Source organism: Budvicia aquatica DSM 5075 = ATCC 35567 (assembly GCF_000427805.1).
Classification (GTDB): domain Bacteria; phylum Pseudomonadota; class Gammaproteobacteria; order Enterobacterales; family Enterobacteriaceae; genus Budvicia; species Budvicia aquatica.
In genome coordinates this window covers 14,354-33,377 of sequence record NZ_ATYS01000059.1, presented here as the reverse complement: position 1 = coordinate 33,377, position 19,024 = coordinate 14,354, and the positions used below count along the sequence as shown (strand labels likewise).

General features: G+C 48.4%; 17 protein-coding genes and 2 pseudogenes. 9 read left to right on the top strand and 10 right to left on the bottom strand.

Going from position 1 to position 19,024, the window contains the following annotated elements:
• Window positions 1-996: 996 nt before the first annotated feature.
• Together YWE_RS0118095 and YWE_RS30505 are read right to left on the bottom strand one after the other, a co-directional pair.
• A complete protein-coding gene (locus tag YWE_RS0118095) occupies window positions 997-2,184 on the bottom strand; it encodes an ROK family transcriptional regulator (protein WP_029095801.1) in 1,188 nt (395 codons plus the stop codon).
• A 279-nt stretch (window positions 2,185-2,463) separates the two neighbouring features.
• A complete protein-coding gene (locus YWE_RS30505) occupies window positions 2,464-2,658 on the bottom strand; it encodes a hypothetical protein (protein ID WP_127526484.1) in 195 nt (64 codons plus the stop codon).
• Between the two features lie 265 nt (window positions 2,659-2,923).
• Between YWE_RS30505 and YWE_RS0118085 the strand changes: the two genes are divergently transcribed.
• Window positions 2,924-3,202 carry a hypothetical protein gene (locus tag YWE_RS0118085; RefSeq protein ID WP_029095800.1) on the top strand — a complete coding sequence of 93 codons (279 nt, stop codon included), beginning with the start codon at window positions 2,924-2,926 and terminating at the stop codon, window positions 3,200-3,202.
• A gap of 97 nt (window positions 3,203-3,299) precedes the next feature.
• Window positions 3,300-3,629 (top strand): DUF1622 domain-containing protein, encoded by a 330-nt coding sequence (locus tag YWE_RS27765; protein ID WP_036016469.1) that lies wholly within the window; start codon window positions 3,300-3,302, stop codon window positions 3,627-3,629.
• A gap of 223 nt (window positions 3,630-3,852) precedes the next feature.
• On the opposite strand, the gene YWE_RS27760 is transcribed toward YWE_RS27765, so the two are convergent.
• Window positions 3,853-4,113, bottom strand: a complete 261-nt coding sequence (locus YWE_RS27760; protein WP_036016468.1) for a hypothetical protein — start codon at window positions 4,111-4,113, stop codon at window positions 3,853-3,855.
• A gap of 13 nt (window positions 4,114-4,126) precedes the next feature.
• Window positions 4,127-4,507, bottom strand: coding sequence for a hypothetical protein (locus tag YWE_RS0118070; RefSeq protein ID WP_029095799.1), 381 nt, complete (start codon window positions 4,505-4,507; stop codon window positions 4,127-4,129).
• A gap of 451 nt (window positions 4,508-4,958) precedes the next feature.
• Between YWE_RS0118070 and YWE_RS0118065 the strand changes: the two genes are divergently transcribed.
• Window positions 4,959-5,585, top strand: a complete 627-nt coding sequence (locus tag YWE_RS0118065; RefSeq protein WP_029095798.1) for a DUF2913 family protein — start codon at window positions 4,959-4,961, stop codon at window positions 5,583-5,585.
• Between the two features lie 92 nt (window positions 5,586-5,677).
• On the opposite strand, the gene chaA is transcribed toward YWE_RS0118065, so the two are convergent.
• From chaA to YWE_RS0118050, 3 genes are all read right to left on the bottom strand, one after another.
• A complete protein-coding gene (chaA, locus tag YWE_RS0118060) occupies window positions 5,678-6,772 on the bottom strand; it encodes a sodium-potassium/proton antiporter ChaA (protein ID WP_029095797.1) in 1,095 nt (364 codons plus the stop codon).
• 137 nt (window positions 6,773-6,909) lie between these two features.
• Window positions 6,910-7,224, bottom strand: a complete 315-nt coding sequence (locus YWE_RS27755) for a TrfB-related DNA-binding protein (protein WP_051323425.1) — start codon at window positions 7,222-7,224, stop codon at window positions 6,910-6,912.
• 482 nt (window positions 7,225-7,706) lie between these two features.
• Window positions 7,707-8,606 (bottom strand): LysR family transcriptional regulator, encoded by a 900-nt coding sequence (locus YWE_RS0118050; protein WP_029095796.1) that lies wholly within the window; start codon window positions 8,604-8,606, stop codon window positions 7,707-7,709.
• A gap of 110 nt (window positions 8,607-8,716) precedes the next feature.
• On the opposite strand from YWE_RS0118050, the gene YWE_RS0118045 reads away from it, so the two are divergent.
• From YWE_RS0118045 to YWE_RS0118035, 3 genes are all read left to right on the top strand, one after another.
• Entirely contained in the window at window positions 8,717-9,958 is a 1,242-nt protein-coding gene (locus tag YWE_RS0118045) for an alpha-hydroxy acid oxidase (protein WP_227659965.1), read from the top strand.
• 574 nt (window positions 9,959-10,532) lie between these two features.
• A complete protein-coding gene (locus tag YWE_RS0118040; RefSeq protein WP_084167126.1) occupies window positions 10,533-11,423 on the top strand; it encodes an amidohydrolase family protein in 891 nt (296 codons plus the stop codon).
• Between the two features lie 57 nt (window positions 11,424-11,480).
• Window positions 11,481-12,710: an MFS transporter gene (locus tag YWE_RS0118035; RefSeq protein ID WP_029095793.1), complete on the top strand. Its 1,230-nt coding sequence runs from the start codon at window positions 11,481-11,483 to the stop codon at window positions 12,708-12,710.
• Between the two features lie 1,106 nt (window positions 12,711-13,816).
• Here YWE_RS0118035 and YWE_RS27750 read toward each other — a convergent pair.
• The 3 genes and pseudogenes from YWE_RS27750 to hpaR all read right to left on the bottom strand — a co-directional run.
• A pseudogene (locus tag YWE_RS27750) lies at window positions 13,817-14,034 on the bottom strand (hypothetical protein); the annotation flags it as partial.
• Window positions 14,035-14,057: 23 nt separating this feature from the next.
• A pseudogene (locus tag YWE_RS29125) lies at window positions 14,058-15,090 on the bottom strand (IS630 family transposase).
• 200 nt (window positions 15,091-15,290) lie between these two features.
• Window positions 15,291-15,743, bottom strand: coding sequence for a homoprotocatechuate degradation operon regulator HpaR (gene hpaR / locus YWE_RS0118005; RefSeq protein WP_029095789.1), 453 nt, complete (start codon window positions 15,741-15,743; stop codon window positions 15,291-15,293).
• Between the two features lie 409 nt (window positions 15,744-16,152).
• Between hpaR and YWE_RS0118000 the strand changes: the two genes are divergently transcribed.
• Genes YWE_RS0118000 through hpaE form a run of 3 tightly spaced genes read left to right on the top strand, consistent with a single transcriptional unit; the run spans window position 16,153 to window position 19,011 of the window.
• Window positions 16,153-16,788, top strand: a complete 636-nt coding sequence (locus tag YWE_RS0118000) for a fumarylacetoacetate hydrolase family protein (RefSeq protein WP_029095788.1) — start codon at window positions 16,153-16,155, stop codon at window positions 16,786-16,788.
• Entirely contained in the window at window positions 16,785-17,558 is a 774-nt protein-coding gene (locus YWE_RS0117995; RefSeq protein WP_029095787.1) for a fumarylacetoacetate hydrolase family protein, read from the top strand. The genes YWE_RS0118000 and YWE_RS0117995 overlap by 4 nt, the downstream gene beginning before the upstream one ends.
• Window positions 17,545-19,011 carry a 5-carboxymethyl-2-hydroxymuconate semialdehyde dehydrogenase gene (gene hpaE / locus YWE_RS0117990; RefSeq protein ID WP_029095786.1) on the top strand — a complete coding sequence of 489 codons (1,467 nt, stop codon included), beginning with the start codon at window positions 17,545-17,547 and terminating at the stop codon, window positions 19,009-19,011. Before YWE_RS0117995 ends, hpaE begins: the two co-directional genes overlap by 14 nt.
• Window positions 19,012-19,024 lie beyond the last annotated feature (13 nt).

The window sequence follows — 19,024 nt, the reverse complement described above, 5'->3', positions numbered from 1 at the left end:
AATGCAATTTCCTTTTGCTCCGGCGCAGTTGCGAAGAACTCAATAAGTCCCTGTACGTCAGCTCCGCCACCTAATTTATGGTATGGAAAGTGCTTTAATGCGGGAGATAGCTTGGTCAGTTCAGTGTAATTTTGCCCCAGNATCCACGAATATGCCGGCGGCCATAAGTCGAGCCATAGTTTNAGTGAACNATNGCTCTGATTGACGTCATGCAGCAAGGCGCTGACAAAATGGGTAATGCTTTGTTGACGGAATTGCTGCCATTGTTTGATTAGCGGGTCATGCAATAGATAATCAACGACGGTCTCATATTGGTCCTGATGCAGTAAAATAACTAACTGATTAAGAGTGGCGATCAATTTTTCAATGTCGATATTCTGTTTACGCATTTTCTGCTGGCAGTGAGAGCAGAAACAGGTAAACAGGCCGCTAGGATTGACTGATTTTCCGGCCCAGTCAGGAAAACGAATACGGTCGATCAGATAAGTGTCATAGCCGTAGGTTTGTTGTAGACGACTGAAAGTATTTTTCCATAACTCAACCACGTCCGGGGCATTTGGGCATAGCCAGTGTTCTACCGGGTCTCCGCGGAAATTAACCACCATATTGTCGTTGAGATTACCGGCGAAGTCGCCGTTAAGAATATTGACCCAAGGGATCACCTTTATACTCGTTCCATCCGTTTTCTGCTTTATCAGCATCAACGGGTCATGGCCTTCCAGAATGGTGGGATCAACCCGTTGATAAAGTGCACCTTTCTGATGGTCATCTAATTTGACATGCAGCGTGCCGGTTCCCATAACAACATCGTGGACCGGGTTGTGGGGCAGATTACCTACCGGATAGGGATTTCGTTCAAAAATGGTATTGACTTCAACGAAGAGGCGATCAATTTCGCCCATTTTTGCTAAACGGTTAAGAATAGAATCAGTGCCTTCGTCAAGAATATCGTGTGGATGGAGATGTATACCGGACATAGCTTATATTCTCTTAAAACTAGCTTAACTGGGCATCGGACATAAATTGGATTGACGGATAGACTCTGTTGAGTGCCAATACCGCAATGCCGTACAACGGAGCCTGAGTTCCCAGTTCTGATTGTTCGACCTGAATTTGTGTTTGCGTAAAAGTGTGTTGATCAATGTGTGATTGGACGTAATGCAGGAATAGCGGTGATGAGTGTATGACTCCGCCGGTCAGAATGATTTTTTCAGGATTAGCGATGGCTATGATATTTAAGATGCCGATAGCCAGATAGTCAGCCAAATCGCGGAATAACGAGTCGGCCAGCGTATCGCCCTGTTGAGCAAGCTGGGCAATAACTTGCGCCGTCAGGTTTTTTCCACTCATTTCCTGATAACGCTGGCTCATGCCGGAACCGGAACAGTGAACTTCAAAGCAGCCTTTATTGCGCCAGTTCTGATGTAAATGTTCCCGGCTGAACATCATGTATCCGATTTCACCTGCGCCGTTATTGGCTCCCCGGATAATTTTCCCGTCCATCAGTAAGGCCGCACCCAGTCCCGTACCGACACCAATTAATGCGGCACTATGGACTTTCTGACACTTTCCTTTCCACATTTCGCCGATCAGGGCTGAACGGATGTCATTTTCCAGCACGACGGGGACGTTAAATACGGCAGATACTTCATCGGCCAGCGCGATATTTTCCCACTCCGGGAGATTGGGTGAGCCTTCAAGTACGATGCCCCGGTGATAGTCCACAATGCCCGGGGTAGCAATTCCGATAACTTTTAGCTTATCGGCGCTGATAGAATATTTATCTAACAGGTTGCGTATTGCTTGATTAAATAATTTCAGGAACTGTTTTCTGGTGGTCACTTTATAGGTTTCAGCCTGCTCAGTGGCCAATAGCTCTGCATTCAGATTAAACAGAGAGAAGGAGATTTTTGTTCCGCCCAGATCAATCCCAACGCCAACGCCATGGTTTGCATCGAAGTTAAGCATAATACCTTTGCGCCCAAGTCCGCTGTTTTCCATTGTTCCGCTTTCGTAAATGATTTTCTCATCCAGCAACTCAGTGACAATTTCTGAAATAGTTGCTTTAGTAATGCCTGCGATTTTCGCGATTTGGGCGCGCGAAAGTGAGCTGTGCTCACGGATAATGTTCAGTACAAGAGACTTATTCATCCGTCTCAGGGTATTAGGGACGTTAGCACTCACGTTTGGCCTCCTATTAGTTTGCAATATAAACTAATTAATTATAAAAGTGTGTTTAATTGCATTTTTTTATAAAATAACACTAATTTAAACGTAATTGAAAGCTATTTTTTGGTACATTAGTTTTCTTTGTGAACTTTATGGCATAAAGCACATTTTGACGCTAGACGAGGGATTTTGGGCATTTTGTCTATCCGGTAAGGTGTCGACAATGGTCAGCGTAACGCGATGGTGAACAGATTCAGGTCATAACTTGAAGGCATTAATCAGATGTGACAGCCTTTATACTCTGGTGTCCCAGCAATACTGACCAAACCTAATCGGGGCTGACGAGACGACGGTAACCGGCGGTCGCCAGTAGTCGGTATAGACCCCACTACGGATGACCACAATCTTATCGGACTGAACCGAAACCGAAAACCCAATAGAGTGATAAATCGACTGGCTGACAAAAATAATCGCGTGATTGGCGTTCATGAAACGCCATTGGGATATACACATCATGGCTACCGCCACCGGCAACATGGACATTGGTATACAGGATATTCATCATTTTTCTTGCGCGGTGCATAGGGCTGATGGCCTAATGATTTGGTGCCAATACCATAGCTGACGGGGCTTTCATCATCCAATTGGTTTGGGCGATCAATATTGCGATTTCGATCATATCAAACGATCAATCCTTGTTAAAAAACCTGCTAAATTGGCATTCTTTATGATTGACCGATGAAGGTTAAGTACCATGACGCTGTCTATCCATGTGCCCATTATTATTCGCAATAACAGCGAAGGCTTAGCATCAACTAACCCACTGGTATTAATGCTGACCCAAGAGGCGGCATTGGATTATTTGCTCAAGCATGCGAGGATAAGTCATCCGAACGAAGCGCTGACTTACCGCATCGCCCGGTATGACTTATTAGAAGAGCTGGCCTGCTTTACCTATACTGGACAGACCCACTATCAGCTCGTGCTGGCCGACGGCATACCGAGCTGCCTAGAAGCCATCGTCAGACAATAAGTACACCATTGAGGGAAATAAGCCTCAATCATCATCGGCGTCCTCTGGGAGGTTTAAACATGACATATTCTGTCAGCAAGGTGGGAACGCATTTATCATGGAATATTTAAAAATCATCATCCTTAATCTCTCAGAAGTCATAAAAATAAGCTTAGAACTTATCTCCGTCATCTGTGTATTCATGGGCATGTTCCGGGCGCTGGTCATTGCTGTCGTTAATTTTCACCAGACATCACTACTCCACATAATCAGAGTACGATTTGGAAGCTGGCTGGCTTTGGCGCTAGAGTTTCAACTAGCCGCTGATATTCTGGCGACAACAATAAACCCCAGTATGGATGAACTGATTAAACTGGCGATTATTGCCCTCATTCGAACGTTCCTTAATTATTTTTTATCCAAAGACATTGAGTCCATCCGTCAGTAAAATGGAGTTCGAAGGGATGACGATGAGGGTTATCGTACAGCCCTGACGGGGAGACTTTCTGTCATCGGAGCTCGATACATAAAGATTGTCGTGACCGTAAAGTTTGACTTTTCAATACCCATCGCCTCAAACCGGCATCGATTGAATACAGACAGCAAAAAAACCTGCCAAATAGCAGGTCCAATAAGAGATGACTTAGATGAATTAAGCGGTGGTGCCACCATCAACCCGATTTAACGCACTGCATCGCAAATTGTGTGCCATCCTCTAAAAAGGGGACCGGGGCCTGAGAGAGCGAATTAATGCGTAACAATTCTTCCTGACCGTATTTATCCTCTAATTTCTCATAGATACAGGAACACACGGCTTTATCTGCCCCGCCGGACAGGCAACCCCGAATAAACTCGCCTTTGAGTTTGGTGTTGTCATCGGAGCAACCTGCCAACAAAAACACCGTACTGAATAACATCACATAACCGTTCATTTTTTTCCTCTGTTTAATTGAGTATCAGGGCCATGCCCAGCGCAACACCAAAAACTAACCCGATGAGCTGAGGCCCACATAACCAGAACAGTTTGATGCCCACTAAGCTGAAGAGCCCGCCGTGGGTAAAGACGATATCCGGGTGGGCAAAGTTTCGAATACCCTGACCGATAATCGCCCCTATCCAGCCCAAGACAGCACCGACAATCACGGCCAGTGTTTTGGCCCAAAAGCTGGCCCCCAAGACCATCGCGGAGACGTTATAGACACACATTACGATGGAGACCACCACGGCCACCACGGCCACCACGGCCACCACCGCCCAAACTAGCCACATTGTCGGTAAAGAAAAACCCTCGTCATCCTGACTATTTAATGAATCATTGTGTTCCATGATGCTGCCACTCTTTATTAATGAAATAGAGTATTGATATTGCCAATACACCCACCCCACAGACGGCACTGTCGACGAACGCCATCACTCCGCGCCTTGGGATGTTACCGGATACGGGACAAGCTATTGATCGTTTGTCACTATGGATATTGAGATTTCGATCGTCCTCGCAGATCAATCTCGTGTTATCACTGAAGAAGATTCAATTGGCAGGGGAATAAAGGGGAAAAGATGACAATAAAAGAGAATTAACCAAAAAATAGCACGTTATGCCATGGCCAACCCATGGATATTAAAAGAGAAAACATTCTGGGCACACCTATCAGAGGATAAGACTGAATGGCGGAACGTGACGGAGGTGTAGCCAACAAGCCCCTAAACTACATTAACGTTGTCACGGTGACCCTGCTTAGGTAACATTGACCGCTATTTTCTAGACTGTTTGATACCCATGACTACACCCCATGCCCCGACCACACAAGACTTAGCCCACTTTTCTTTTTGCGCGTTGGTGGCGTTACATATCTCTATTCAGGATGGTTTGGTGACATCGCCGCTGGGAGAGCACCTGTTTTTAGTCCGTTGGCTGGCCACGGCCCAAAAGCAGAAACGCTTTACCCGCCGCTTAGCAGTGGACATCCAGTTGCTGCTGGACAAAGGCCGCCGACAAGGAGAGAAAGCCCAGTTAAAAAAGGACCTGATATTCCTTTGGTCTTCATTCACCGGTGATAAAACCACACACAATGATTTATACCGACTGGCAGAAGCCATCAAACAGTTGAATACACAGGGATGGGAAAATATCTTGCTAGACCCACCCAACAGCGAGCCAGAACAACAGGCTGACTCGGTTGAAAGCCCGGTGTTCTATGTCGCTAAACAGGCTCTGACCGACGCGTTTACTGAGCAGGGTGTGTTGATAGCACCCATTTCATTCCAGATAGTCGGTGATGCTCAGGCGTTTGTGGCAAGGCTAGCCGAATGGCATTTCAAGACGGAAATCACAACAATATCGCCTAACCGAGCTCAGGTTACGTTAGTGCTCCGGCCTGATACAATCACACCCATCACACCATGATGGCCTATTTGGGTTAAGGACAACATGCTTACCCCACAGAACCGGCCCTACCTATAAAGCCCGTCCCAGACTCAACGATGTTGTCATAGCCATTATGAAAATATGGTCATTAAGTACGCGGTAAAAACAGCCAGATGCGCCATCCCGCTCAATACATTGGTCTTCCCTGTAGAAAATGAGAGATGGCACAGAAGAAGGCCCGCCGTCAGGACTATCGCATGAGATAATGGCAAACCAAATATCAACGAGCGTTCTGTCAATGACGCAATTAACACCACCGCAGGCACGGTCAGTGAAATCGTCGCCAGCACGGAACCAAAAAAGAGATTCATTGCCCGTTGCACCTGATTATCCAATACCGCGCGTAATGCCCCCAATCCCTCCGGCGACAGGATCAGCAACGCCACCAGAAAGCCCGTGAATTGCGCTGGGGCATTGACCTGAATCAATAACACCTCCAGAGGCTCGGCATTAAACTTGGTCACCGCGATGACCGCTATCAGATGCACGACCAACCCTGTCGCATGCCAGCGATTGGTGTGTGATGACGGTTTGCCGTGATGGGGAACACCGTCGTCATCTTCATACTCATAGACAAACAACTTTTGATGGGTCTTCGTCTGTATCACCAAAAATACGCCATACATCGCAGCAGAAATAATGGCGACCAATAAGGCCTGCCCGTCACTAAAATTGTTGCCGGGCAGCGCCCCCGGCAATACCAGAACAATCACCGCCAGCGGAAAAATGGCCATCAGATATTGTTTAATCCCCACCAGATTCACATACTGAGTGGAAAACTTGTGGCCTCCCAGCAGCAAGGAAAAACCGACCAGACCCGCGGTAACAATCATGATGATCGAATACAGCGTATCGCGCATTAATGCCGGGTCTGAATCGCCGGTGGCCATCAGTGCCGAAATCAGGCTGACCTCAAGGATAACCACAGATAAACTTAATATCAGTGAACCATAGGGCTCACCCAGTCGATGAGCCAACACGTCGGCATGACGAACTACACTAAAGGCACTGGCTAAGATTGCCACCAGAGAAAACAGATTAATCAGGCTCACGAGTGCCAAATTTGTCGTATTCCCCCACTGCGATAAGATGACCAGCGCGAGAATGGGCAGAATGATCGAATACTCTCGATGGCGGGTTTTTTCATTCAGCGGTGTCGCGGTCATTCAATGCGCCTCTTTTTTATTATTTAGCAAACGATAATCAGGCACCTCAATGTGAATGAGGCGCTAAGACCGTAGAGTATGGCGTAAAATGGTCATCCCTGCCATGTGATTGAGCCGACTTAATATCGTGTTGATCTTTAATTGCCCGAGGCTACTGCGTCCATCTTTGCCTGCCAATGTAATCGCTTAGCCTCGTCAGCCAGAGCCAGTACGTGTTCCGCGAGTGCCGCGGGCAACCACACTTCCACTTTCTTCCAGCTATTTGGGACATCCTCTATCGCTGAGGCTACCCGCTTCATTATCCCACACACGCTTTGTCTTGACGCTTGATACTTTATCGCCGCTTCTGATTGCGTCAGTCCCTCCACCAGTACAGCTTCCGCGATGTCTACCGTACGCAAGGAGAATTGACTTAACTTCACTTTTATCGCATCAAATTCATCCTGAGTCATGATGTTAATCCCCCAAGGATTGGAATAGATTTGGAAATGTTAGTGTAATGTAAAATTCATGAATAATCCTGAATAAGTCCTTGCAGGAAAAGTGGGGGAATTTTTCAACATGACACATTGAGCCTTGTGTTGATGTAGCAATAAATAGCCCAGATTTTAGCGACTCCGTTCAATCACAGCGATGCCGATAGTGTATTTAATGATGGCGTCTACAGGTTCGCGCGTGAAATTAACCATTATTAGTGAGTCCACGTTGTTGCATACCGGATAGTGATAGACATTAGTTTGCAACGATTTCAATGCTGTCACCACCCTGCTGACAAATCGGATAGTTATTTTCACCCAAGTCACGACAGCCGCCCCTATCGGGCCAAACTGTCACTCTTTCGTACTCATGGGCATCTGACTGGCACACCTATTCTCAGGGCAGTAACGGATTAACAACGGATAGAAAATAGCCAGACAGGGTCGATAATATGACCTCATGGTAATGGACTGTCAAAAGAGAAATCGGCCACGTCGCAAACCAGCGTACGCATTTTTTCAATCAATGGCCGTGGGTCATCACGCCGCCATTGAAAGGAATAGTGCAATACGGCTAACGGTTCAGAGCAAGGAAGGCAATGCAGTTGATGGCGTAGAGAAAGCCTTTCAGCCCAATGAGTAGGCAGTATGCCTACCCCTACCGAGGCAACGAGCATGCCGGCAATAGCCCCCCAACTGTTGCAATTGATACGTGTCACGGAAGTAATCCCATCGGCCATTAATCCATCGTCAATAATCCGGCTGGTACCTGCACCCGGTGGCAGAGCAATCAACGGAACGCCCTGTCGCAAAGCATTAGCGACGGTACCGACGGTATTCAAGAGTGTCGGTGAGGCCATCCAGACAAATTGTGCCTGAGCAATCGGCAGCGACAGAATAGTCTGCCGCGAAGAGCGACCCGCAATAACCGCAAAATCCATTTCACCTTTATTAACCCGTCCCTCAAGAACAGCGCCGACATCAACGTGCGGTGTCAGTAGCAACTGCGGATAAAGCGAGCGAGCGGCAGCAATAAAACTGGGTAGCCACGTCAGTGCACTCAGCTCCCCCACGCCAAACGTACAGACTCCAGACAACCCTTCGTTTGCACCAAGGATATTTCGGATTTCTACCGCAGACTCCAACAATGCAATAGCATGAGGTAATAGGCGCTGTCCCTCATCCGTGAGGACTGCCCTGTATCCGGAGCGATCAAAAAGCACACAACCCAGTGAGACTTCCAGTTCCACAATGCGCTTGGATAAGGAAGAAATAGACAGATGCAGGCGATCAGCCGCAATGGCAAAATTAGCACATCGGGCTGCCCAGTAAAAAGCGTCAAGCTGCTTCAGTGTCATGTTGTACTTTCACCTGTTCTATTTTTACGAATTAACCTATATCAAAACATTCGCTTTTTATAGCCATAATTGCCTTTTAGACTCAATTTTATTTTTAACAGGTGTGTAACATGACAATGAATGCGCTACATCAGCCCACTATCACACAGACGGACCCATCAGGCTGTTATGCTGCTGGGTTGCCGGCTAAGTTACGCCATATTCTTTCGCTTGCAGATTTTGAACACGCTGCTCGTAGCCACTTACCACGACCGATATTTGGCTATATTCAGGGCGCAGCAGAAGACAACCATTCACTTAAAGACAATCGCCGGGTTTTCGATGATTACGGTTTTACCACACGGGTTTTGGTCGACGTCTCCTCACGTAAACAACATATTCGCCTGTTTGATCGCGATTACGCATCACCTTTCGGGATTGCACCGATGGGCATCGCCGCCTTGTCCACATACCGCGGCGATATTGTTCTGGCGACGGCGGCACAACAGGAAAATATTCCCTCAATTATGAGCGGTTCATCGCTGATCCCACTTGAAGAGGTTGCCGATGCAGCCCCTGGCACTTGGTTTCAGGCTTATCTACCCGGCGATCCTACCCGCATCGAAGCCTTGATAACGCGTATCGCCAAGGCGGGTTATGAAACATTAGTCGTGACCGTCGACATTCCTGTTTCAGCTAACCGGGAAAATAATATCAGAACCGGATTCTCGACACCTTTACGCCCAAGCCTGCGTCTGGCCTGGGATGGTCTATCTCATCCCCGTTGGCTATTTGGTCACATTCTGAAGACACTGGCCCGTCATGGAATGCCACATTTTGAGAACACGTTCGCCATCCGGGGTGCCCCGATCTTGTCCAAAAATGTCCTACGCGACTTTTCTGCGCGTGACCATCTGAACTGGACTCATCTGGCGCAGATACGACGCCAATGGCAAGGCATTCTTGTGGTTAAAGGTATCCTAAGTGTGCACGATGCCTTGAAGGCTCAGGCGCTGGGGGTTGACGGGATCATTCTTTCAAATCATGGTGGACGACAGCTTGATGGGGCCGTTTCACCCTTACGTATTCTTGAGCCTGTTGTGATGGCGCTCGGGGACTACCCGGTGATGATTGATAGTGGTTTTCGACGCGGTAGCGATATTCTTAAAGCGCTGGCGCTTGGGGCTCGTGCCGTATTTATTGGGCGCCCGTTTAATTATGCCGCCGCCGTGGCCGGTCAGGCTGGCGTTCTGCACGCTGTTCGTTTACTACGCGACGAAGTCGACCGAGACATGGCGATGCTCGGAGTCACACACGTTGATCAGTTAAACCCGACCATGTTAATCCTCCGTCAGGGGCAACTCAGCAGGTAGCCCATAACCGTCGGTCACACGGGGCAGAACCAGACTACTGAGTCCAAATTCAATTGCATGTTTTTTTTAAATAAAGCGGGAGGACGCAATAATACAGAACATACGAAGAGGTCATAGGGTGGCAATCTGGGTACCTACCCAGAGCTAAATTCGCCATTCATTGGCGGATAGAAATGTCAATAGGATGAATATTGATCTTAGGATAATACGAAAGCCTAAGAAAAAGAGAGGGCAATGTCTGTCAATTTAGCGGTGTAATTTTTGGCGATTAACATTCACTCGTTAGTGATTTTTTTCGCACAAGAGACTTCTGATGGAAAATCGAAGGCTCCGTCGTACAACCCAATATCAGGATCGACAGTCTGCCTGTTTTTTAGATGAGGCAGCCTTGATAAAACGTGACTGACCCGTTTTTCATTATTGTACGCGTCATCGCTCACGGGTATGAGCAAAATTATCTCAAACCTAATTATCAAGAAGGCGTAGTTTTTCGGTATCCCAGATTTTCAGTCATCCTGAAAATAAAGGGACATCTCTGTCAACTCCCGGATCCCTTTCATATAAAGAGGCTCAAATGGCACATTTCTCTCCCGAAATTATTCGTTCAACCGTGGCATGTTTGGCGCCATTGGATAGCCAGGAAGCACCGAAGTTCGACCTTCCCGAAGGGGCGTGCGACACCCACGCACACGTTATTTCTCCGAGTCCGGTTTATGCCATGGTGGAAGATCGCAGCTATACCCCACCACCGGCACCGGAAGACAAATATCTGGCTATGCTGACCGAGACCGGCATGAGCCGGGGTGTATTAGTGCAACCCAGTGTGTATGGTTCAGATAACCGCTACATGCTTGAGGTATTGATGCGTCATCCTGAATGCCTTCGCGGCATCGCGGTGGTGACGCAAGCCGTGACTGACCAAACACTGCTCGACATGCACGCTGGCGGGGTGAGAGGGCTTCGTATCAACGTGCTGTTCGGCGGGGGGATCGGCTTCGATGCCATGGAGACATTAGCATCGAGGATAGCCCCTCTGGGTTGGCATATGCAGTTCCTGATGGATGTGAGACAACTGCCGGAACTGATGCCGCGAATGAAAAAACTACCTTGCCAGTGCATCGTCGACCACATGGGGCATATGCCCGTCTCTCTGGGGCTCAATCATCCGGGTTATCAGGCTTTATTGCACATAGTCAGGGATCATGGATGGTGGGCAAAGTTGTCAGGGGCCTATCGCATCAGTGAGTCTTGGCAAAACGACTATCTCGATGTTACCCCCCTCGCGCAGCAACTCATCGAAGCCGCGCCCGACCGCATGGTCTGGGGAAGCGACTGGCCGCATGTATCCGTGTCCCGAATGCCCGACACAGGAAGATTACGCAACTTGCTTGCAAGCTGGGTACCTGATGAGTCGATGCGCAACCGGATCTTAGTCGATAACCCTGCTCGCCTCTATGGCTTCTGAATAAAACAACAAAAAACGGCTTGTGCATCAAAAAACAAGGCCGAAAAGGAGATATTTATGAGTTGGTTCAGCGATCTCAATAAGACAGAGAAAAACACCTTCGTCGCCGCGTTTGGAGGCTGGGCGCTGGATGCCCTGGATTTCATGGTGTTCACCTTCGTCATCGCTACGCTGATGGGCCTCTGGCACATCGACAAAGGTCAGGCCGGCATGTTGAGCACCGTCACCCTGCTTTTCTCCGCGATTGGCGGATGGGGCGCAGGTATCCTTGCCGACCGTTATGGCCGGGTGCGCATCCTGCAAATCACGATCCTGTGGTTCTCCTTGTGCACGGTGCTGATCGGTTTTGCCCAGAACTTCGAACAAGTCTTTATATTACGCGCCCTTCAAGGTCTGGGTTTTGGTGGCGAATGGGCTGTCGGCTCAGTGCTCATGGGCGAAATTGTCCGTTCAGAACACCGCGGTAAAGCGGTCGGCACGGTACAAAGTGGATGGGCTATCGGCTGGGGCGCAGCCGCCTTGCTCTACACATTGATGTTCTCAATCCTACCTGAAGAATGGGCCTGGCGCTCGCTGTTCTGGATTGGCGTGCTCCCGGCACTTCTGGTGCTTTACATACGCAAGAATGTCCCCGAACCGGAGGTGTTTCTAAGAGCCCAACGCGAACAAAAAGCCAAGGATAAACGCGTTTCGCCCTGGGCGATATTCTCCCCTGCGCTGCTCAAAACCACTATCTTAGCCTCGTTGCTCTGTACGGGTGTACAAGGTGGCTATTACGCGATCACAACCTGGTTACCCACTTTCCTCAAGACCGAGCGGCATCTTTCCATCATCGGCACGGGCGGGTATCTGATGGTGATTATCCTGGGCTCTTTCGTGGGGTATATCTGCGGTGCTTACCTCACCGACAGACTTGGGCGACGAGCCAACTTGATTATCTTTGCGCTGCTTTCATGCATAACTATTTTTGCGTATACCCAACTTGAGCTGACCAACACACAGATGCTCTTTCTGGGCTTCCCGCTCGGTTTTTCGGCGTCCGGGATCTTCAGTGGCATGGGTGCCTTTCTTACCGAGCTCTTTCCGTCGGCTGTTCGTGCTACCGGACAAGGTTTTACCTACAATGTAGGTCGTGGGATCGGCGCATTATTTCCAGGATTGGTGGGTTATCTGAGTCAGACAAGCAGTTTGGCATCCGCCATTGGCATCTTCGCAGGGGGGGCCTATGGTGTCGTGCTGGTCGTCACGATGTTACTGCCTGAAACCAAAGGTAAGCCGCTAGACTAGACAACCCTACACGAAGGAAAGCTATCACGTTAACCAAGACTGACCCGTCATGTTTGATGTATTGACCGGTCAGTCGATGAACATCGTGGGATATTAACCATTTGGAACCTCTCCATGTTTAAACTAAAAATAGCTCTCTGGGGCCAGCCGACGAATCACATCGTCAATGTGAAGGGCGATGTCCTTTTATAGGAAGACTATGAGTAAGACGTTGTTGTACCGTTCAAGGCTACACCCGCGATAATCGTCACCCCGAGTTTCCGTGCTTCGTTAAAGCTTGCATACTACGCAGGAGGATTCAAGCGTCAGATTGGATGGGTTGGCAATAAATATCGGAATGACACCGCTTAGTCGATTTGACCATGGCGGAGATAACTGCGATTATTGTCGTGCCGCCCCAGCAATAACTTCCTCCTGACATATGGGGATTTCTTACCACATTATAGGGAAATTCATATGTATACCGCTGCCGCCCTTATGGCCATTCTTGTTACCCTAGCTGTATCGAGCGTTATAGCTGGAATAATCACCGCAGTGCTAAAGGAAGTATTTAACAAAAACCGGAGTGTATTAATTTTCACGACATCGTTATTCATTATATTTCTAACTATCCTATCCATCCTTTTCGATGGACCGACACAGGCGTTATCAATACTATTTGAAGTGATTGCCGCGCTCTTNTGACGTCGAATTAGCTACCAACTCAGTATATTCCTCACTACTNGNCTGAGACGGGAAATACCCGCGAGTAATGGTATATGATGACGGACCTTTTTTCCGGAAAGCCCGCCAACTCNTTAATCCGCTTTGATGTTAATACTCATTCATTTCTGTTTTCCTCTATTTTACGAATGAAGGCTTTATNGATATTGCAAGCCGCCAGCGCTGTTAGTCATTCAGTGTTCAGTAATAAACTACCGGCCCACGGTAACGGTGTGGGTATGTNCGGTTGCAGCNTATCGGCCGTCAGGTTGGTAGCGGCACCAAAGAACTGAAACGTAAAGCATCCCCATATTCTCGCAACCGTTTATCTTCTGAACACCGTCGGTCTGAACGGTTTTTCGTCTGTTGCCAATGTTATGCCATTGCCGCTATTTTCATCATGTTTACCAACCCACACGCCCCCCACCGTGCCGCCAATCGAATAGTTATCGCTGACGTTATGGGTTGCACTGATTAAGTTAACATTACCGTATACCGCATAACGCCCGTTCTGCCATTCATTGGTCCCACCGACGCCCACGCCGACCGACTGGCGTTTACCTCGGCTACTAAAATCCACGCCGGAAACGTGAGTTTTAGTCCCGTTCATAAACTCCTTGTACACATCGACATTAGCTTCGCATATTAATGATCCACTTTAGCAAGTCCGTGTTGATTACCAGGGAACGGTGAAGCAACCCTCATAAACTGATTGACCTGTTTCATTAACTGCCACATATAACGACACTGGTGGTTTCGCGTTATGGTTTCGTGTAACGATAACCACAGCAGCTCTATTGGGTTCAGCTAGGGTGAATATGTCGGCAGAAACAACAACCGGAACTTAGTGTTATTTTCCAGCCAGCGCTCCACTTTACGGCTTTTATGAATGATGTAGTTATCAAGAACCAGCGTAATGATTTTCGCTCGCCGGTATGTGTACCGCAATGCCACTAACAGGCTGAAAAATAAATCAGAATTTTTACTGTTATCGCTGACGTAGTGGATTTTTACGGTGCCAGAATGCAGTTCTCCCGCCAGATAATGCTTATGATTCTGCCCTTGTGTGGCGATACGTTTCTGTTGTCCTTTACGCATCCAGTCCGCACCGATTTTGGGGTTCAGGTCGATATCGACGTCATCCTGATAAAATACGGGATGTTCCGTTTGCTTCTGAACCAGCGCCAGCATGATAGCAAGCCGCTTTTCCTCATAGTGCGGGTCTTTGATTTTTAGCGTTGGTGCTACCCTGCGCCAGACAATACCCGCCATGTTGAGATATTGATGCAAGGTGGAGAGATGGAGAAGCACGTTAAAAAACCGGTTGACGCTGGAGCCAGCAACTCCTTGCTCCAGCGTGAGCGAAGCCAGCAAGAATCCTGTGGAGAGCGTTGTACCAGCAGCAGGATCTTAAGAATATCCGCAACCGGCCAGCGTTGGGCGCGTCCAGCTTTAAGGTTTTTTAGACCTTCAACGCCAAATAATGTGAACCAGTTAATCCAGCGTCCGATGGATGAACGAGCCGCACATAATGTTTTAGTGACATAAGTTAGTGATTCGCCACGATGTAACATAAGCATGGCGATAAGACGTCTGGAATGATTTTTGTCCTTTGTTTTCTGAACAATTTTTCCATATGTAGACGTTCATTTCGAGGGATAGGTGCTATGATCTGCATAACTCGGTCCGGTTTTGAGGATTTGTGATGTTTGGCGATTGAGCAGATCGCTCAAACCGGATTGAGTTCCCTTCAGTGATCTACTACTAAGCGCATTTATTTAGCTATTCAAGATATAAGATAAGTCACAAAAACTCGTCATAGAGTGACTGCGATAATACATATTTTCTTATTGAATCAGCCCCTGAGTAACATCGGACTTATTGATTATCGTCCATGGATAAAGCGGCGTCGCCGCTTTTATCTACCACTACAATAAACCGCTCCAGCAATATCATCAGTTCATCTAACTTTTCCGCAGAAAAATTTTGCTCAATCTGACGATAACCCTTTTCAACATGCACTCTGGCCTGTTGATAAATCTCATGGCCTTTATCCGTCAGAGAGACATAAAGCTTACGCTGATCGTTTAGTGGCTTGAGGCGGATAATTAAATCATCCCGTTCCATGCGCGACAAAATTCCGGTCAGGCTGGGGCGTAAAATGCAGGTTTGGCGGGCCAGAAGATGAAAATCGCAGGAATGCATTTCGGCAAGAACCCGGATAATCCTCCACTGCTGTTCCGTCAGGTTATACTCATTGAGCACCGGGCGGAAAAAACCCATAGCAGCCTCACGGGCCTGTAGCAGGGCAATGGTCAGAGATTCATGCATAAATCTTTTCACTCTCAGTTAAGCCTTCACTTCAGATATCACGTCTTCAGTATGGCAGGTAAAAATAAATCCTCGCCGGATACGATAGCAGAACAGAAATGCTTTCGGGCTGTTATCCGATGACATTGATTGTCATATTAGCGGGTTAACCCGCTTCCCGCACTTAAAATTCAATTAAATGTTAATGATAAATTCACCAGCTGAATCGAATAACCAATATAAATTAAATTAACTAATTGATATTAAATATAAATATTATTTTTATGTAAATAACTTGTTGCATAGATCACAACAATTAAACGTTTATTTGATCTCCGCATGACATCCCTATAAATATATCATTAACATATTAATGAGATGAAAATAACAACTCAATGAGTACAACTTGCCCTAAAGGAATCTGCTTATCATGAACAATAACGTGTTTGCAGTTGCGCTGAACCATCGCAGTCAGATGACAGCCTGGAGTGATGCCTTCCAGCAACCGCCCTACCAAACATTGCCTAAAACGCCAGTGTGGTTTATTAAACCGCACAATACGCAGATTGGCCATCTGGCGCCTATCCCTTACCCTTCCGGTGAGTCAGAGGTACTGAGCGGTGCAACGCTGGCCATTGTGATAGGCAAAACCGCCCGCAGAGTTAAACCAGAGCAGGCTGCCGAATATATTGCCGGCTACGCGCTGGCTAATGATATCAGCCTGCCGGAGACCAGCTTTTATCGCCCGGCCATCAAGGCCAAATGCTGCGACGGTTTTTGCCCGATAGGTGATGCGGTTTTAGCCATTAACCCCGACCAACTGATCGTCTGCACCGATATTAACGGCGTCGAAGCCGACCGCTGGAATACCGCAGATCTGCTGCGCGGCGCCCATGAACTGGTCTGCGCGCTGAGTGATTTCGCTGCCCTTCAGCCCGGCGACAAAATTCTTATCGGCACGCCACACCAACGGATCAAAATTCATCCCGGCGATCGCATTACCGTCCGGGCGCAAGGGTTACCTGAGTTAACCAATATCGTTATGCAGCAAGGAGGTTCGGTATGAAGCACGCGCGTATTCAATACCAAGGCCAACCACATCAGGTCACCATTGATGGGCAGGAACAGGCCGTGCTTAGCAACGGTTCCGTACTGGCTGCGGGTACCTTCGACTGGTTACCTCCCGCAGAAGGCACCGTGTTTGCTCTGGGGCTGAACTATGCGGACCATGCGGCAGAGCTTGAGTTTAAAGCACCGGAAGAGCCGCTGATTTTCATCAAGGCTTCTAACACCTTAACCGGGCATCGTCAGGTTTCGGTACGCCCGGACAACGTTGACTATATGCACTATGAATCGGAGCTGGTGGTGGTCATCGGTAAAACCGCCCGTAACGTTAGCCGGGAAAATGCCATGGAATACGTCGGTGGTTATACGGTATGTAACGATTATGCCATCCGTGATTATCTGGAGAACTACTATCGCCCGAATTTGCGGGTAAAAAGCCGGGATACCTTAACCCCGATAGGCCCATGGATCGTTGATAAATCAGCGATTCCGGACCCGCATAATCTGACGTTGACTACTCACGTCAACGGGGAGCTGCGCCAGAAAGGCTCCACCAAAGATCTTATTTTCGATATCCCGTACCTGATTGCCTACCTGAGCAATTTCATGACCTTGCAACCGGGCGACATGATCGCCACCGGCACGCCAAAAGGCCTGTCAGACGTGGTTCCCGGTGATGAAGTTATCGTTGAAGTTGAAGGCGTTGGGCGATTAGTCAACCGGATTGTAAGTGAAACTGAATATGAGGTAGCCTGTCATGCAAATGATTAACCACTGGATCAATGGTAAAAATGTCGCCAGTAAAGAGACCTTCCAGACCGTCAACCCGGCAACCGGTGAAGTACTGGCCGATGTAGCATCAGGCGGTGAAGCTGAAGTCAATCAGGCGGTAGAAGCCGCGAAGCAAGCCTTTCCAAAATGGGCCAGCCTGCCAATGAAAGAACGTGCACGGCTGATGCGCAGCCTGGGGGATTTAATTGCTAAGCACGTACCCGAAATTGCCCGTATGGAAACGGCTGACACTGGGTTGCCTATTCATCAAACGCAAAACGTACTGATCCCCCGCGCCTCTCATAACTTTGAGTTTTTTGCCGAAGTCTGCCAACAGATGAACGGCAAGACCTATCCGGTAGACGACAAGATGCTCAACTATACGCTGGTTCAGCCGGTCGGCGTTTGCGCGCTGATATCACCGTGGAACGTGCCGTTTATGACGGCGACGTGGAAAGTCGCCCCTTGTCTAGCGTTGGGTAATACCGCGGTACTGAAAATGTCGGAGTTATCACCGCTGACAGCGAACTATTTAGGCGAATTGGCGCTGGAAGCTGGGATTCCAGCCGGCGTGCTGAACGTGGTTCAGGGCTATGGCGCCACTGCCGGTGATGCGCTGGTGCGTCATCACGATGTTCGTTCGGTCTCTTTTACCGGCGGAACTCAGACCGGACGCAGAATTATGGAAAGTGCAGGCCTGAAAAAGTATTCGATGGAACTCGGCGGTAAATCACCGGTGCTGATTTTCGAAGATGCAGATATAGAACGGGCGCTGGATGCCTCCTTGTTCACCATATTTTCCATCAACGGCGAACGTTGTACCGCGGGTTCACGCATCTTTATTCAACGCAGCATCTATCAGGAGTTTGTGAAGCGCTTCGCTGAACGGGCCAATCGCCTAACGGTCGGCGATCCGCAGGATATGACGACTCAGCTCGGTTCTATGATCAGCCAGCAGCATTGGGAAAAGGTCTCTGGTTATATCCGTCTGGGAATGGAAGAAGGCGCGACGCTGTTGGCCGGTGGCCCGGATAAACCGGCCGATCTTCCAGCCCATCTGCAGGGCGGCCACTTTTTACGCCCTACGGTATTAGCCGATGTAGATAACCGCATGCGCGTGGCACAGGAAGAGATCTTTGGCCCGGTGGCCTGCCTGATCCCGTTTGACAGTGAAGAAGACGGCCTGCAGATGGCTAATGATATTGAGTACGGTCTGGCATCGTATATCTGGACGCAGGACATCAGCAAAATCTTACGGCTGTCGCGCAACATTGAAGCTGGCATGGTGTTTGTCAATACTCAAAACGTGCGGGATTTACGACAGCCGTTTGGCGGCGTTAAAGCCTCCGGAACCGGCCGTGAAGGCGGTGAATACAGTTTTGAAGTGTTTGCCGAAATGAAGAATGTGTGTATTTCGTTTGGCGATCATGGAATTCCAAGATGGGGAGTATGACACCGTAGTTTAG

What these genes read in the sequence shown, in the direction of transcription:
- YWE_RS30505 (WP_127526484.1), bottom strand. Translation starts at nt 2,658, where the DNA reads ATGAACGCCAATCACGCGATTATTTTTGTCAGCCAGTCGATTTATCAC.
- hpaR (WP_029095789.1), bottom strand. Translation starts at nt 15,743, where the DNA reads ATGCATGAATCTCTGACCATTGCCCTGCTACAGGCCCGTGAGGCTGCT.
- YWE_RS27765 (WP_036016469.1), top strand. Translation starts at nt 3,300, where the DNA reads ATGGAATATTTAAAAATCATCATCCTTAATCTCTCAGAAGTCATAAAA.
- YWE_RS0118085 (WP_029095800.1), top strand. Translation starts at nt 2,924, where the DNA reads ATGACGCTGTCTATCCATGTGCCCATTATTATTCGCAATAACAGCGAA.
- YWE_RS0118065 (WP_029095798.1), top strand. Translation starts at nt 4,959, where the DNA reads ATGACTACACCCCATGCCCCGACCACACAAGACTTAGCCCACTTTTCT.
- YWE_RS0118035 (WP_029095793.1), top strand. Translation starts at nt 11,481, where the DNA reads ATGAGTTGGTTCAGCGATCTCAATAAGACAGAGAAAAACACCTTCGTC.
- YWE_RS0118040 (WP_084167126.1), top strand. Translation starts at nt 10,533, where the DNA reads ATGGCACATTTCTCTCCCGAAATTATTCGTTCAACCGTGGCATGTTTG.
- YWE_RS27760 (WP_036016468.1), bottom strand. Translation starts at nt 4,113, where the DNA reads ATGAACGGTTATGTGATGTTATTCAGTACGGTGTTTTTGTTGGCAGGT.
- YWE_RS0117995 (WP_029095787.1), top strand. Translation starts at nt 16,785, where the DNA reads ATGAAGCACGCGCGTATTCAATACCAAGGCCAACCACATCAGGTCACC.
- YWE_RS0118070 (WP_029095799.1), bottom strand. Translation starts at nt 4,507, where the DNA reads ATGGAACACAATGATTCATTAAATAGTCAGGATGACGAGGGTTTTTCT.
- YWE_RS27755 (WP_051323425.1), bottom strand. Translation starts at nt 7,224, where the DNA reads ATGACTCAGGATGAATTTGATGCGATAAAAGTGAAGTTAAGTCAATTC.
- YWE_RS0118000 (WP_029095788.1), top strand. Translation starts at nt 16,153, where the DNA reads ATGAACAATAACGTGTTTGCAGTTGCGCTGAACCATCGCAGTCAGATG.
- chaA (WP_029095797.1), bottom strand. Translation starts at nt 6,772, where the DNA reads ATGACCGCGACACCGCTGAATGAAAAAACCCGCCATCGAGAGTATTCG.
- YWE_RS0118045 (WP_227659965.1), top strand. Translation starts at nt 8,717, where the DNA reads ATGACAATGAATGCGCTACATCAGCCCACTATCACACAGACGGACCCA.
- hpaE (WP_029095786.1), top strand. Translation starts at nt 17,545, where the DNA reads ATGCAAATGATTAACCACTGGATCAATGGTAAAAATGTCGCCAGTAAA.
- YWE_RS0118050 (WP_029095796.1), bottom strand. Translation starts at nt 8,606, where the DNA reads ATGACACTGAAGCAGCTTGACGCTTTTTACTGGGCAGCCCGATGTGCT.